Origin of the sequence: Microvirga sp. VF16 (assembly GCF_016864375.1) — a bacterium.
Classification (GTDB): Bacteria; Pseudomonadota; Alphaproteobacteria; order Rhizobiales; family Beijerinckiaceae; genus Microvirga.
This window is the reverse complement of the sequence record NZ_CP069355.1, coordinates 224,709-238,832: the sequence shown is the minus strand read 5'-3', so window position 1 is coordinate 238,832 and position 14,124 is coordinate 224,709. Positions and strand designations below refer to the sequence as shown.

The window sequence follows — 14,124 nt, the reverse complement described above, 5'->3', positions numbered from 1 at the left end:
AATCCTCATGACCAGCATCCCGGACTTTTCAAGCGTCGCTTTCACGGACGCTCCCCTGGCATCCTCCTCTCAAGCCACCTCCGAGCCGTGGCTGACGCCGGAAGGCATTGCGGTCAAGGGAGCCTATGGCCCTGAGGATCGCTCCGGGCTCGATTTCCTCGACACCTATCCGGGCCTCGCGCCGTTCCTGCGCGGTCCCTACCCGACCATGTATGTCAACCAGCCCTGGACCGTGCGCCAGTACGCGGGCTTCTCCACGGCTGAGGACTCCAACGCCTTCTACCGCCGCAACCTCGCCGCCGGCCAGAAGGGGCTGTCGGTCGCCTTCGACCTTGCCACCCATCGCGGCTACGATTCCGATCATCCACGCGTGGCGGGCGATGTCGGCATGGCGGGTGTTGCCATCGATTCCATCTACGACATGCGCACGCTGTTTGCCGGCATCCCGCTCGACCAGATGAGCGTGTCGATGACCATGAACGGCGCGGTGCTGCCGGTGCTCGCCCTCTACATCGTCGCGGCGGAAGAACAGGGCGTGCCGCCGCAAAAGCTCTCCGGCACGATCCAGAACGACATCCTGAAAGAGTTCATGGTGCGCAACACCTATATCTACCCGCCGAAAGGGTCGATGCGCATCATCTCGGATATCTTCGGCTATACCTCGCAGAACATGCCGAAATTCAACTCGATCTCGATCTCCGGCTACCACATGCAGGAGGCTGGCGCGACGCAGGATCTCGAACTGGCCTATACCCTCGCGGACGGTGTCGAATACATCCGCGCCGGCATCGCGGCGGGGCTGACCATCGACCGGTTCGCGCCGCGCCTGTCGTTCTTCTGGGCGGTCGGCATGAACTTCTTCATGGAAGTGGCCAAGATGCGTGCCGCGCGCCTCATCTGGGCCAAGCTCGTGAAGGGTTTCAATCCGCAGAGCGAGAAGTCGCTTCCCTTACGCACGCACTCACAGACCTCGGGCTGGTCGCTCACCGCGCAGGACGTGTTCAACAACGTCACCCGTACCTGCATCGAGGCGATGGCGGCAACGCAAGGCCACACGCAATCGCTGCACACCAACGCGCTCGACGAGGCGCTGGCACTGCCGACCGACTTCTCGGCCCGCATCGCGCGCAACACGCAGCTTTTCCTGCAGCAGGAAAGCGGCACGACGCGCATCATCGATCCCTGGGGCGGCTCCTATTATGTCGAGCGCCTCACCTATGAGCTCGCGCAGAAGGCCTGGGCGCATATCCAGGAGGTCGAGGAACTGGGCGGCATGGCGAAGGCCATCGAAGCCGGCATTCCGAAGCTGAAGATCGAGGAGGCTGCCGCCCGCACGCAGGCCCGCATCGATTCCGGCCATCAGAAGATCGTCGGCGTCAACGCCTTCCGCACGACGGATGAAGCCTCCATCGACATTCTGAAAGTCGACAACGTCGCCGTGCGCACAAGCCAGATCGAGAAGCTCAATCGTCTCAAAGCCGAACGCAATCAGACCGATGTGGAGGCCGCTCTCAACGCCCTGTCACAGGTGGCCGCGTCCGGCGAAGGCAACTTGCTCGATCTGGCCGTGAAGGCAGCCCGCGCCAAGGCGACAGTCGGCGAGATTTCCGACGCGCTGGAACAAGTCTGGGGCCGCCACCGGGCCGAGATCAAGTCGATCTCGGGCGTGTACAAGCGGGAGATAGGCGTGACGTCGCCAGCCATAGAGAAAGTCCGCCATCTGGTGGAAGAGTTCGAGCATGACGACGGTCGCCGTCCGCGCATTCTCGTCGCCAAGATGGGCCAGGACGGGCACGATCGCGGCCAGAAGGTGATCGCCTCCGCCTTTGCCGATCTCGGCTTCGACGTGGATATCGGCCCGCTCTTCGCGACACCGGCGGAGGCGGCCCGTCAGGCGATTGAGAACGATGTGCACATCATCGGCGTATCGTCGCTGGCGGCAGGCCACCTGACGCTGGTGCCGGAGCTGAAAGCCGAACTCGCGAAGTATAACCGCGAGGACATCATGATCGTGGTCGGCGGCGTGATCCCGCCGCAGGATTTCGACGCGCTTTACGAAGCCGGTGCCTCGGCGATCTTCCCGCCCGGCACGGTGATCGCCGAGGCGGCCGTGAGCCTGATTGCAGAACTGAATGCCCGCTTCGGCTTCAAGCCAGAAGATGTGGCCAGTTGAGTAGGTTGAGTGTTTGCCGGGAGCAATCTTGTGATTGGAAAGCTGAACCATGTGGCTATCGTCGTGCCCGATCTGACGATTAGCAGAGAGAGGTACATGACGCTGCTTGGAGCGGACGTCTCCTTACCAGTCGACCTGCATGAGCATGGTGTAACTGTCTGTTTTGTTCAGCTCCCAAATAGCAAGGTTGAGTTGATGACCCCGTTGGGATCGAGCTCACCGGTGGCTACTTTCTTGGATCGCAATCCTTCCGGCGGCATGCATCACGTTTGCTACGAAGTGGAAGATATCCGCACTGCCCGTGACGCACTCGTGGCGGGCGGAGCCCGTGTGTTAGGAACAGGAGAACCTAAAATCGGAGCTCATGGTCTTCCTGTCCTGTTCTTGCATCCAAAAGACTTCGACGGAACGTTGATTGAGCTTGAAGAAGTCAAACAGATAGCAAGTTCGTAGTGCCATGCTCGGATGAACCGCGAGGATCGGCCTTGGATACAGTACCGACCGCGGGCCGGTGCGGCATGCATGGCATGGATGCTCATCTGAACGAATAGAGTTCCATCACCACGGATCATGAAGCAGGTGAGGCACAGCTATGAAGACCCAGATTGTTGTTGTCGGAGGCGGAGCTGGCGGACTCGAGCTCGTGCGGCGGCTTGGTGCCAAGCTGGGTCGGGACGCTTTCGACGTGATCCTCATCGAACGAGGCCAGACCCACATCTGGAAACCGCTCCTGCACGAGGTCGCAGCCGGATCGCTCGATGCCAACCTGGATGAGGTCGGCTATCGCAGTCACGGGCATCGGTGGCGATACCGCTTCTTTCTCGGCAGCCTCGAGGCAATTGATCGGGAGGCACGTCAGGTCGTGGTCGCGCCAATCCTCGATGAAGATGGCATCGAGATTATCGGGCGCCACAGCATTCGCTACGACTATTTGATCCTGTGCATCGGCGCCGTGTCCAATGACTTTGGCACCCCCGGTGTGCGAGAGCACTGTCTCTTCCTGGACAGCCGAGAGCAGGCTGATCGCTTTCGGCAGAAACTGCTGAACCATTGTCTGCGGGTCTCACGAACGATGAGCGTTGATCCCGGTGCAAATGCCTCAGTCGATGTAACCATCGTTGGAGGTGGCGCCACCGGCGTCGAGCTCGCTGCAGAACTCTTCAATTCAGCCTCCGCTTTGAAGCACTATGGACTGGAAGTCTTTGACGAGAGTCGCTTGCGCGTGACACTCGTCGAGGCAGGGCCTCGGATTCTTCCTGCTCTGCCCGAGGATTTGGCCGAAGCCGCTCACAAAGAACTGGAGGCGCTTGGCGTACGCGTGCTCGTCAACACCGCAATCGTAGAAGCGACCGCGACGGGCATAGCGACCCGCACCGGTGAGATTATCCCAGCTGACCTGAAGGTCTGGGCAGCCGGCGTACGGGCTCCAGAGGTCCTGCACGACATCTCTGGTCTGGAGACAACCCGCAACAACCAGCTTGTCGTGCGTCTCACCCTTCAGACGACGCGGGACGACCGCATCCTCGCCATTGGTGATTGCTGCTCCTTCACGCCGCATGACGCCGACCGGCCGGTGCCGCCACGGGCTCAGGCAGCTCACCAGATGGCGAGGACTGCCTATCGCAATATTCTCGCCCTGATTGGTGAAAGGCCGCTGGAAACATTCGTCTACCGCGACCATGGATCGTTAGTGTCCCTTAGCCGGTACTCGACGGTTGGCAGTTTGATGGGCAATTTGGTCGGCGGGCGTTTGGCGGTCGAGGGTCGGATCGCCCGCATGGTTTACCTGTCGCTCTATCGGATTCACCTCATTGGGGTCCACGGATGGCTCAAGGGACTGGCTCTCATTCTAGTCGGGCACGTGAACCGGGTGGTGCGACCCAAGCTCAAGTTCCATTAGCAGGCGCAAATTCACAGTGGGCCGAGAGTGTGCATTGCCTGTGCCTCCGACGACAGCGCAGCTGACCAATCACCGCTCAAGGATCTGCGCGAGCGTGGCGGTGACGTTCGCGCAGGTAACGTCTGTGGATTGATCGGCATATCTGCTCCTACCTTGCCCATGCCCAACAGGATAGCTGAGCCATACGCGGATAGGAGGTTGCCACTCGTTAGGGTCGTCGTGGGAAGAGCGATTAGGGGTAGCGCAGAAGGCCTCCGCGACGAGCCTTGTCTCTTGGGCAAGCGGCTGGTCCTTAGGGCCGGTGCTCTCACGCCATATAGCAGTTGCGTCGTCCCCCAACAGACGCACCATCATTGCTCGACCAAATCGGAAAGTATCAACAGGAGATTGGGACTGGGGTCGGACTGGTGGTCCAGAACGGCGAGAGGTCAAGAGGGAAGTATCGGCGCGCTCAACAGCGCACCTGGGGCGACGAAAATGGCCGGGAGCGAGCCCCGGCCATGTCTCAGATGACTTACTTCATGGTCGGAATGGAGAATTCCGCGCCTTCCTTAATGCCCGACGGCCAGCGGGAGGTGACGGTTTTCGTCTTGGTGTAGAAGCGCACCGCATCCGGGCCGTGCTGGTTGAGATCGCCGAAGCCCGAGGCCTTCCAGCCGCCGAAGGTGTAATAGGCGAGCGGCACCGGGATCGGCACGTTAATGCCCACCATGCCCACATTCACGCGGGAGGCGAAATCGCGGGCGGCGTCGCCGTCGCGGGTGTAGATCGTGACGCCGTTGCCATATTCGTGCTCGGAGGGCAGGCGCAACGCTTCGTCATAGTTCTTGGCGCGCACGACCGAAAGGACGGGCCCAAAAATTTCTTCCTTGTAGATGCGCATGTCGGACGTGACCTCGTCGAAGAGGCAGCCGCCCATGTAGAAGCCGTTCTCGTAGCCCTGCATCTTGAAGTCACGGCCATCGACCACGAGCTTGGCGCCTTCCTGCACGCCGAGATCGACATAGGAACGCACCTTCTCCATATGCGCCCTGGTGATCATGGGGCCGAAATCGGCGGAAGGATCGGTGGAGGGGCCCACTTTAAGGCTCTCGACGCGCGGGATCAGCTTGTCCATGAGCGCATCGGCCGTCGCCTTGCCGACAGGGACCGCCACCGAGACCGCCATGCAGCGCTCGCCCGCCGAGCCGTAGCCGGCGCCGATGAGCGCATCGGCCGCCTGATCGAGATCAGCATCGGGCATGATGATCATGTGGTTCTTGGCGCCGCCGAAGCACTGCGCGCGCTTCCCATGCGCCGTGGCGCGGGAATAGACATATTGCGCGATCGGCGAGGAGCCGACGAAGCCCACCGCCTTGATGTCCGGATCGTCGAGGATCGCGTCCACCACTTCCTTGTCGCCGTTGACCACGTTGAGGATGCCGGCGGGAAGGCCCGCCTCCATCATGATCTCGGCGAGGCGCATCGGCACGCCCGGATCGCGCTCGGAGGGTTTCAGGATGAAGGCATTGCCACAGGCGATGGCCGGCGACAGCTTCCACAGCGGGATCATGGCCGGGAAGTTGAACGGCGTGATGCCGGCGACCACACCGAGAGGCTGGCGGATCGAATACATGTCGATGCCGGGGCCGGCGCCTTCCGTGAACTCGCCCTTCAGGAGGTGCGGAATGCCGGTGCAGAACTCGGCCACCTCGACGCCGCGCTGGATATCGCCCTTGGCGTCAGGGATGGTCTTGCCGTGCTCGCGGGCGAGCATATCGGCGAGCGTATCGGTTTCCTTGGCGATGAGTTCGAGGAACTTCATCATCACGCGGGCGCGGCGCTGCGGGTTGGTGGCCGCCCAGGCCGGCTGCGCGGCCTTGGCGTTCTCGACTGCCTGACGCAGCTCGTCCTTGGAGGCGAGCGCCACCCGGCCGAGAACCTCGCCGGTCATGGGCTGGAAGAATTCGGTGGTACGGCCCGATTTGCCGGGAACCTGCTTGCCGCCGATGAAATGTCCGACCTCGCGCATGGCGTCTCTCTCCTCCTGTAGGGGTGTTTCTCGTGCCATCCTCCTATCATTGTGAAAGCCGCGCGTGTATGGGAGAAACCGAACCACCATTGTGCGGAAACCCCAATATCTGGAGAGCTAATGGGCATCTTTAATTGGGATGATCTCCGCTTCTTCCTGGCGGTAGCCCGGACCGGTCGCCTCACCGTGGCGGCGCGGCAGCTGGAAGCCGACCACACCACCGTCTCCCGGCGCATTTTAGCGCTCGAAGCGGCACTGAAAACCAAGTTCTTCGAGCGCAGCCCGCAAGGCTACACTTTGACTGAGCAGGGCGAGCAGTTACTTGCCCATGCAGAGAACATAGAGAGCCAAGCCCTAGCGGTGGCAAGCGAGCTCGGCGGTGCGGACCTCTCCCTATCTGGCACAGTGCGTATCGGCGTACCGGATGGTTTCGGGACCTACTTCCTCGCCCCGGAACTCGGCACCTTGGCTGAGCGCCATCCGAGTTTGACGCTTCAACTAGTGGCTTTGCCGCGCACCTTCTCGCTTTCCAAGCGCGAAGTCGACATAGCTGTGACATTGGAGCAGCCGACCGAGGGGCGCGTGGTATCGCGCAAGCTCACCGATTACCGGCTCCGGCTCTATGCCTCGAAGGATTATATCGATCGGCACGGTGCTCCTGCGCTACCAGAGGATCTGGCCGGACGCCTCATGGTCACCTATGTGGCGGATCTAATTTATAGTCCAGCACTGGAGTACTTCGTGGGGTTGGAAAAGTATGGACCTCGTCACTACGAGTGCGCCAGCGTGGTAGCCCAGCTGGAGGCTGTGCGCGCGGGCGTTGGCCCCGGGATCCTTCACGACTATGCAGCGCGAAATTATCCAGAGCTGCAGGTCGTTTTGCCTGAAATTTCCTTTCTTCGCTCCTACTGGATCGTCACCCACGCCGAGATACGCAACCTGCGTCGCGTTGCTGAAGTGCATGCATTCATGCTCGACCGGGTCAATGCCCGCCGAAGGCTTTTCATAGGAGGGAAGTAGAGCTTGGTCTTGCCGCCGAGCTGATCGCGATGGTGCTGGTAGAACTCGATGCGGAGACGGTGTTCTGAAATGGGATGTAGCCTCTAGTGGTCTGCGCCTAACGGAAGAGTCCGGCCGTGGATTCCCCTTGGCCGGTGTGCATGCGAAGCTGTGGCATGCGCCCTGGCATCTCGATTACCCTTACACCGTCCGACCGACTTTGTCTTGAGGCTGTCACCCGCAACCGGAACTCGGCCCAGAAACACGTCTGGCGGGCAGTTATCGTGCTGCTGAGCGCCGATGGCGTCGGCACCACCGAAATCATGCGTCGGACCGGCACCTCCAAGACCTGTGTCTGGCGCTGGCAAGAGCGCTTCATGCATGAGGGCGTCAACGGCCTGCTGCGCGACAAGACGCGCCCCTCCCGGATCAAGCCGCTCGGCCCTGACATTGCTGAGCGGGTGGTCAACCTGACACTGGCCGACCCGCCGGTCGAGGCGACCCACTGGGCCGCCGCCATGATGGCCAAGGAGACTGGCATCAGCGCCAGTGCCGTCCGGCGCATCTGGCGAGCGCATGGCCTCCAGCCGCATCGCTATCGCCAGTTCAAGCTCTCCAACGATCCCCGGTTCGCCGAGAAACTGCGGGACGTGGTCGGGCTCTACGTCGACCCGCCTGCTCATGCCATCGTGCTCTCCGTCGACGAGAAGTCTCAGATCCAGGCGCTCGACCGCACCCAGCCGGGGCTGCCGCTGAAGAAGGGCCGGCTTGGAACCATGACGCACGACGACAAGCGCCATGGCATCACCACGCTGTTTGCCGCCCTGAACGTGCTGGACGGCACCGTGATTGGTCGCAACATGCAGCGCCACTGGCATCAGGAGTTCATCCGCTTTCTGAACACCATCGAGGCCTAAGTGTCAGCGGGAAAGGCCGTGCATGTGATCCTTGACAACTATGCGGCTCACAAGCACCCGGAGGTTCGCGCTTGGCTCGACCGCCACGAGCGCTTCACTTTCCACTTCACCCCAACCTCATGCTCGTGGCTCAACGCGGTTGAGGGCTTCTTTGCCAAACTGACCCGGCAGAGACTCAAGCGAGGCATCTTCCACTCAGTGGTTGACCTTCAGGCGGCCATCAACCGGTACGTTGCCGAGACCAATGCCCGCCCCAAGCCCTTCACGTGGACGGCTGATCCGGATGAAATGATCGCTGTCGTCAGGCGTGGGCACCAAGCGTTAGATTCCATCTGCTAGGTAGGAGCGGCAGATCGCGATGGACGTGTCTGTGAGTGAGGGGTGTTGGTGCACCACACCCTGAGCAAACCGGCACATAACCCTAATACGCATTGTGATGTGGAACCAGTCGAGCACGTACTCGCTGCGTGGGCTGATCCGCTCAGCAAGGATGTGGACCTCTAATGCCGTTTTGGGACAACACTCAGATCCTGTTCTTCCTGAACGCCCCGTCGACGCAGGTCATCAATGATGCGGCGCTGCGACTTGCGATCATAGCCATGGACGAAACCGGTTCAGCGGGCCTCTCCCTTTCCAGGAATGGATCGGCAGAAAATGAGCTCGAAATTCCGTTTACGGTAACGCCTGCCGCGGTTGAAGCCGCAGGCAGAGCGAGCTTCAAAGCTGCGACAGTTCCGTTGTAAGAGCAGCAGGCGAGGGGGCGCAACTGGCATCCCACAGCATTACCAAATGCTGCCTGTGACCATTGGCATTTCCTTCCTCTAGCGCACCTCTACCGAGCCCGTTTGCATTTGCCGTGACAAGACTGAGAAATCTGCCTTCAGAAACTTCCAAACCGCCGCGATCCAGGGTACATAGCGGGTCTCCTCGGCGATGGACATGTAGTAGGCTTTCCGAAAGACAATCTGATCCGCTAGGAGCGGGTGCAGATCGGGCTCCCCTGCGGCCATATAGTGTGGGAGAACTGCTATCCCGCAGCCCGCCAGCACTGCTGCCTTTTGTGCCAGCAATGAGGTCGACCGAATTTGTGCTGGGCGGGTATAAGGTACAGCCTCAATAGTCGCTAAGTCTTTAGCGGGCTCCATCTCGGCCATATAGCTGATGAAATGGTGTTCGTGCAGTTCAGCAGTGCAACTCGGCGCCGGATGCGTGGCCAAATATTGGCTGGAAGCAAAAAGTCCCAATTTGTACTCCAACAGCTTCGAAAGCAGGTAGGGCCCACGCCCTGGGCGGTCAACGTTGATGACAATATCGGCTTCGTTACGCGACAGGTGCACGGGGCGCTGCTTAACTAAGAGATCGATGACAATTTCCGGATAGGCTGCGCGCAGCCGGGCGAGACAGGGAGCGAAAAGATAGGTGCCAAATCCCTCGGTACATCCGATGCGAACCACTCCGGATAACTGGTCAGTTTGCGGCCCCCGATTAGGGCGCAGCCGGTCAAAGGCAGCCGAGATCTCTTCAGCCTGAACCAACAAGCTCTTCCCAGCGCGGTTCAGGTGGTAGCCATCCGGATCGCGCACGAACAATGGCCTTCCCTGTTCGCGTTCCAGCCGCGCGATGCGGCGTGCTACTGTGGAATGCTGCACCCCCAGGCGGCGGGCTGTGACTGTCAATGTACCGGTCCGTGCCAGTTCGATGAAATACTTTAGGTCGTCCCAGTCCATATAGGCTCCCCCTTGGTGCGCCCTGATGGGACGGCTGTCGATTTTTGCACAGCGAATGTACGAAACTTGGGACTCTACTCCAAGCCTGATCTGAAGCTAAATTCCCTCTGCTCGGGCGGAATCAGAGCCACCCAGACTGGATTTCCGGGAGGAACAATGGCCAGGATTGGCTTGATCGGCCTTGGTACAGCCGGCCAGCCGATAGCTCGCAACATCGTAGATGTTGGGATTTAGCAAAGTAGTTACACCCTCTGGATGCCTTCAGGACCCTCGGCTGCATCGAGCCGAGCATGGACCCGTGCTAGCTCTGCGGCTGCGCTAGAAGATGCAGAGTTTTTGCTGGGCCTGCTGCATTCCGGCACTGTAACTCGGGAGCTGCCGATCTGTGAGTATGACAAGGGCTTCTAAATGCAACTCATGCACAAGTCTGATGATGGCGTTGAATAGGGCACGCGATAGCCAGCGCCCTGCATTTTTAGGGCACCGTCCCTCACCAGACCCGGTGCCGCTGCAATCGAGGCCAGATGCGCCCCTCAAGGAACTCAGTGTGACGATGTCCATCGCGCCATCCAAGGGCCGGCTCCGACATCACACCGTAACTCGTATCAAGGAGATAGACATGTACGGCTCAAAGCATTTTATCGGCGGAAGCTTCATAACCAACGACTCGGGCCGTCGCGGCCCAGTTTTCAACCCTTCCAATGGGGATGAAATCTATCAATGTGCCTATGCTGACCGAGCGCTCGTGGATGAAGCGGTTTCCATTGCGCGAAAGGCGGGCCGCGATTGGGGCAACGCCTCTCAAGCTCGACGCCTAGCTGTCATTTTCCGGATGCGGGAACTGCTGGTCCAGAATACCGATCGCCTCGCCAACATCTGTGGCTTGGAAAACGGAAAGACGATTTCAGACGCGAAAGGCGAGATCGGCCGTGCGCTGGAAGCCGTTGAGTTTGCCACCAATGCCCCGCAGGTGACCAAAGGCGAATACTCTCGCAACGTAGGCGGCGGAATTGATACATTCTCGATTCGCATGCCTGTGGGAGTTGTTGGCTGCATCGCGCCCTTCAACTTTCCGGTCATGGTGCCGCTAATGATGGCATCCATGGCAGTGGCAACAGGCAATGCAGTTATAGTGAAGCCGTCAGAGCGCGTGCCAGGTGCGTCTGCACTACTCAGCGAGCTTTGGGCCGAGGCTGGCCTGCCGTCGGGTGTGTGGAATGTCGTGAATGGCGACGTTGAAGCAGTAAACGCTATCCTGGAGCATCCGGGTATTCCAGCGATTTCATTCGTAGGATCGACACGCGTCGGCGAATACATCTACCAGCACGGTTGTAAGCACAATAAACGGGTCGCCGCTTACACCGGTGGTAAGAACCACATGATTGTGATGCCGGATGCCGACTTCGACGCCGCTGCGTCAGCATTTGTTAGTGCGGCTTACGGTTCTGCGGCGCAACGCTGTATGGCGGTATCTCTTCTGGTCTGCGTTGGCGATGATACTGCCGATGAAATGCGTATTCGCGTCACAGATCTAGTTTCTCGACTGAAGGTCGGCCCCTATAACGATGGTGATGCTGATTTTGGACCAGTGGTGACAAAGGCTGCTCGTGACGCGGTTGAAGCTGCCGTTCAGCAGGCGGTAGATGAGGGAGGTGATCTGGTTGTTGATGGACGTAACTTCAAGCTCAAAGGGCATGAAGACGGCTTCTATACCGGACCTTCACTCGTCGATCACGTGACACGCGATATGCAGCTTTGGCGCGATGAGATCTTCGGACCAGTGCGCGGCATCATGCGCGTTGGGGGCCTGAACGAGGCGATCGAACTCGTCAACGCCCATGAGTATGGAAATGGAGCAGTGATTTTTACTCGCTCGGGTGGCGCGGCGCAGATCTTCTGTGCGGAGGTCGAGGCAGGAATGCTGGGTGTCAATGTACCTGTACCTGTTCCTGTCGGGCATCATAACTTCGGTGGCTTGCGGCGGTCAAAGTTCGGTGATGCTCACATGTTCGGACCCGATGCAGCACGGTTCTACACCAAGATGAAGACGGTTTCGCAACGTTGGCCAGCACCAGATATCGGTGTTGTATCCAGCGCGAAGCTATCACTTGATTTTCCAAGCAACAGCTAGTCGTCTCTAGTGCGAGAAAATGGAGACCCTTCTATTACCCGGAGGGGTCTCTAACCCACCCCCGTCTAGCAGCGAGTTTCGGGACAGAGTATTGCAATTTGTTCTGAGCTCGAGTTTGGCCATTTCTGGCGGGCCTATAGGCCATCTGCGGGTCAGTCCGGATCGGCAAATCTCACCAGGCTCATGAGCGCGTCCATCACGGCGATCCGGTAGATCGCGGTGGCGAACCGGCGGTCATTGGCAATCGCGTCGGCATCACCATGCACGCGCTCCAGCATGGTATCGAACACCTCCTCCATCATCTCCGCATCCACGGGCACGACAATCCCGCACGTCATCGCAAAAGCTTCCGGTGTGCTCAGTCGCATCGCGAGCGAGGTGCCAGGATGAGCCGTCTCCTGCAGATGCTCGTCAACCAGCCAAACCTCGTCCTGGCGCATGAGATCCAGCATCACCAAGCCGGCCGTCTCATGCCGGCGCTCAACCCGCCAGACCGAGAAGCGGGCCCGCAGCAGGGCCTGCAACATCACGTCCTCATCCGAGCCGGGCGCCGCGGCAGCGTGGCGGACATAGCGGTCCATCCCGCGCGAGCGGCCCGGCGGCGCGGTGTAGAGGGCCAGGTCGTACGCCAACGTCACCTCGTCCAGGCTCTCGGCCACCAGCATCTTGCCGACCGTGAGGCCTAAGCGACGCGCCTGCTCCATCAGAGCCGAATCCGGCACAAAGCGGAGGGCCTCGTTGTGATGGTGGGTGCTGATCGCGCGCAGATGACGGTAGCGCGTCAGGATCTCGGTCCGACCCATTTCGGCCATGGCGACCTCCCAGGCTCTTGAGCCTGATTGTGGGAGATCGTGGCCATGCCCGTCCAGCCCCATGTTCCTGACCTCCTGTCCACCTGGCTGGCTCCGTTCCGGTCCGGCCTGACCGGGCCAACCTTCCGCCATGCCCTCGTGCTCGTTCTGGGCGCCCTTCTCACCCCGGGGCGCCGCACCGTCACGGCCATGCTCACCGTTGTCGGCCTTGCCCGCACCCGCAGCTTCACGAACTATCACCGCGTGCTCAACCGCAACCAGTGGTCCAGCCGCGAGGTGGCGCGTCGCCTGCTCGGCCTGCTGGTGACGAGCTTCGTGCCGGCCGGGCCCGTCATTATCGCGCTGGATGACACTCTCGAACGCCGCTGGGGTGGCCGGATCAAGGCTCGTGGCATTGACCGGGATCCGGTCCGCTCCTCCCATGGCCATTTCGTCAAAGCCTCGGGATTACGCTGGCTGTCCGTCATGCTGCTCGTCCCGATCCCGTGGGCCGGTCGCATATGGGCCTTGCCCTTCCTGACCGTGTTGGCTCCCTCCGAGCGCTTCTCGCGCGAGCATCGCCAGCGTCACAAGGCGCTCACGGACTGGGCCCGGCAAGCTCTTCTCCACGTCGCCCGCTGGCTGCCGGACCGGCGCATCGTAGCGGTGGCCGATCAGAGTTACGCGGCGATTGACCTGTTGAACGCGGTTCGGCATCGCCTGTGCATGATCACACGTCTGCGTCTGGATGCGCGCCTGTTCACGCCGGCTCCGCGCCGTCGGCCCGGAGCCCGAGGGCGCCCCCGCATTGTCGGGCACCGTCTTCCGAGCCTGGCTGAACGCCTAGCCAATCCCAAAACGGCCTGGCGGCGTGTCTGGGTCGACGGCTGGTACGGCGGTGGCGAACGCCTGATCGAGTTCATCTCCGGCACGGCGATCTGGCACCATCCCGGCAAGCATGTGCCGATCCGCTATGTTCTGGTGCGGGACGTGACCGGCTTGCTGAAGCCTCAGGCGTTTCTGTGCACGGACCTCGAGGCCGATCCTCTTAAGATCGTGCGCTGGTTCGTGCGGCGCTGGAGCACTGAGGTGACCTTTGCCGAGGCTCGCCGACACCTGGGGATGGAGACGCAACGCCAATGGTCGGACAAGGCGATCGCCCGCACGACACCAGCCCTGCTGGGGCTGTTCTCGCTGGTCAGCCTCTGGAGCGATGATCCCGCCATTCGGCGCTTGGCGCGCCCGCGGTGTGCCGCCTGGTACGACAAGCGCACCATCACCTTCAGCGATGCTCTGGCGGCCGTCCGACGCTCGCTCTGGGCCGCCGTAGTTTCCAATGCGTCACGCCGGCCCGCCAACATGACAAAATCCCAAATCGATGTTCTGAAGCGATTGACAGCGACACTCTGCTACCCGGCATAAATGGCCAAACTCGAGCTGAGGTGCACCCGCAGCTGACGTGTGGTTGCCGCACA

The 14,124-nt window shown here is 60.8% G+C and carries 10 protein-coding genes and 1 pseudogene; 8 read left to right on the top strand and 3 right to left on the bottom strand.

Going from position 1 to position 14,124, the window contains the following annotated elements; translation table 11 throughout:
* Window positions 1–7: 7 nt before the first annotated feature.
* From scpA to JO965_RS26570, 3 genes are all read left to right on the top strand, one after another.
* Window positions 8–2,173 (top strand): methylmalonyl-CoA mutase, encoded by a 2,166-nt coding sequence (scpA, locus tag JO965_RS26580; RefSeq protein WP_203445107.1) that lies wholly within the window; start codon window positions 8–10, stop codon window positions 2,171–2,173.
* Between the two features lie 30 nt (window positions 2,174–2,203).
* On the top strand, window positions 2,204–2,626 hold the full coding sequence (mce, locus tag JO965_RS26575; RefSeq protein ID WP_203445106.1) for a methylmalonyl-CoA epimerase: 423 nt from the start codon (window positions 2,204–2,206) through the stop codon (window positions 2,624–2,626).
* Window positions 2,627–2,765: 139 nt separating this feature from the next.
* Entirely contained in the window at window positions 2,766–4,073 is a 1,308-nt protein-coding gene (locus JO965_RS26570; RefSeq protein ID WP_203445105.1) for an NAD(P)/FAD-dependent oxidoreductase, read from the top strand.
* A gap of 514 nt (window positions 4,074–4,587) precedes the next feature.
* On the opposite strand, the gene JO965_RS26565 is transcribed toward JO965_RS26570, so the two are convergent.
* Entirely contained in the window at window positions 4,588–6,084 is a 1,497-nt protein-coding gene (locus tag JO965_RS26565; RefSeq protein ID WP_203445104.1) for a CoA-acylating methylmalonate-semialdehyde dehydrogenase, read from the bottom strand.
* Window positions 6,085–6,204: 120 nt separating this feature from the next.
* On the opposite strand from JO965_RS26565, the gene JO965_RS26560 reads away from it, so the two are divergent.
* The 3 genes and pseudogenes from JO965_RS26560 (at window position 6,205) to JO965_RS26550 (ending at window position 8,743) form a co-directional block, all read left to right on the top strand.
* Window positions 6,205–7,104 (top strand): LysR family transcriptional regulator, encoded by a 900-nt coding sequence (locus tag JO965_RS26560; protein WP_203445103.1) that lies wholly within the window; start codon window positions 6,205–6,207, stop codon window positions 7,102–7,104.
* Window positions 7,105–7,259: 155 nt separating this feature from the next.
* A pseudogene (locus tag JO965_RS26555) lies at window positions 7,260–8,339 on the top strand (IS630 family transposase).
* A gap of 164 nt (window positions 8,340–8,503) precedes the next feature.
* Window positions 8,504–8,743 carry a hypothetical protein gene (locus tag JO965_RS26550; RefSeq protein ID WP_203445102.1) on the top strand — a complete coding sequence of 80 codons (240 nt, stop codon included), beginning with the start codon at window positions 8,504–8,506 and terminating at the stop codon, window positions 8,741–8,743.
* A 78-nt stretch (window positions 8,744–8,821) separates the two neighbouring features.
* On the opposite strand, the gene JO965_RS26545 is transcribed toward JO965_RS26550, so the two are convergent.
* Window positions 8,822–9,727, bottom strand: a complete 906-nt coding sequence (locus JO965_RS26545) for a LysR family transcriptional regulator (RefSeq protein ID WP_203445101.1) — start codon at window positions 9,725–9,727, stop codon at window positions 8,822–8,824.
* A 619-nt stretch (window positions 9,728–10,346) separates the two neighbouring features.
* Between JO965_RS26545 and JO965_RS26540 the strand changes: the two genes are divergently transcribed.
* Complete coding sequence (locus tag JO965_RS26540; RefSeq protein ID WP_203445100.1) at window positions 10,347–11,858, top strand: CoA-acylating methylmalonate-semialdehyde dehydrogenase; 1,512 nt, start codon at window positions 10,347–10,349, stop codon at window positions 11,856–11,858.
* A gap of 152 nt (window positions 11,859–12,010) precedes the next feature.
* Here the strand turns inward: JO965_RS26540 and JO965_RS26535 are convergent, their stop codons facing one another.
* Window positions 12,011–12,670 carry a hypothetical protein gene (locus JO965_RS26535; protein WP_203445099.1) on the bottom strand — a complete coding sequence of 220 codons (660 nt, stop codon included), beginning with the start codon at window positions 12,668–12,670 and terminating at the stop codon, window positions 12,011–12,013.
* Between the two features lie 45 nt (window positions 12,671–12,715).
* Here JO965_RS26535 and JO965_RS26530 point away from each other — a divergent pair, with 45 nt between their 5' ends.
* Window positions 12,716–14,071 (top strand): transposase, encoded by a 1,356-nt coding sequence (locus JO965_RS26530; protein WP_203445098.1) that lies wholly within the window; start codon window positions 12,716–12,718, stop codon window positions 14,069–14,071.
* Window positions 14,072–14,124 lie beyond the last annotated feature (53 nt).

Coding starts and splice junctions, on each gene's coding strand:
- scpA (WP_203445107.1), top strand. CDS start 8: ATGACCAGCATCCCGGACTTTTCAAGCGTCGCTTTCACGGACGCTCCC.
- JO965_RS26570 (WP_203445105.1), top strand. CDS start 2,766: ATGAAGACCCAGATTGTTGTTGTCGGAGGCGGAGCTGGCGGACTCGAG.
- JO965_RS26565 (WP_203445104.1), bottom strand. CDS start 6,084: ATGCGCGAGGTCGGACATTTCATCGGCGGCAAGCAGGTTCCCGGCAAA.
- JO965_RS26560 (WP_203445103.1), top strand. CDS start 6,205: ATGGGCATCTTTAATTGGGATGATCTCCGCTTCTTCCTGGCGGTAGCC.
- JO965_RS26550 (WP_203445102.1), top strand. CDS start 8,504: ATGCCGTTTTGGGACAACACTCAGATCCTGTTCTTCCTGAACGCCCCG.
- JO965_RS26545 (WP_203445101.1), bottom strand. CDS start 9,727: ATGGACTGGGACGACCTAAAGTATTTCATCGAACTGGCACGGACCGGT.
- JO965_RS26540 (WP_203445100.1), top strand. CDS start 10,347: ATGTACGGCTCAAAGCATTTTATCGGCGGAAGCTTCATAACCAACGAC.
- JO965_RS26535 (WP_203445099.1), bottom strand. CDS start 12,670: ATGGCCGAAATGGGTCGGACCGAGATCCTGACGCGCTACCGTCATCTG.
- JO965_RS26530 (WP_203445098.1), top strand. CDS start 12,716: ATGCCCGTCCAGCCCCATGTTCCTGACCTCCTGTCCACCTGGCTGGCT.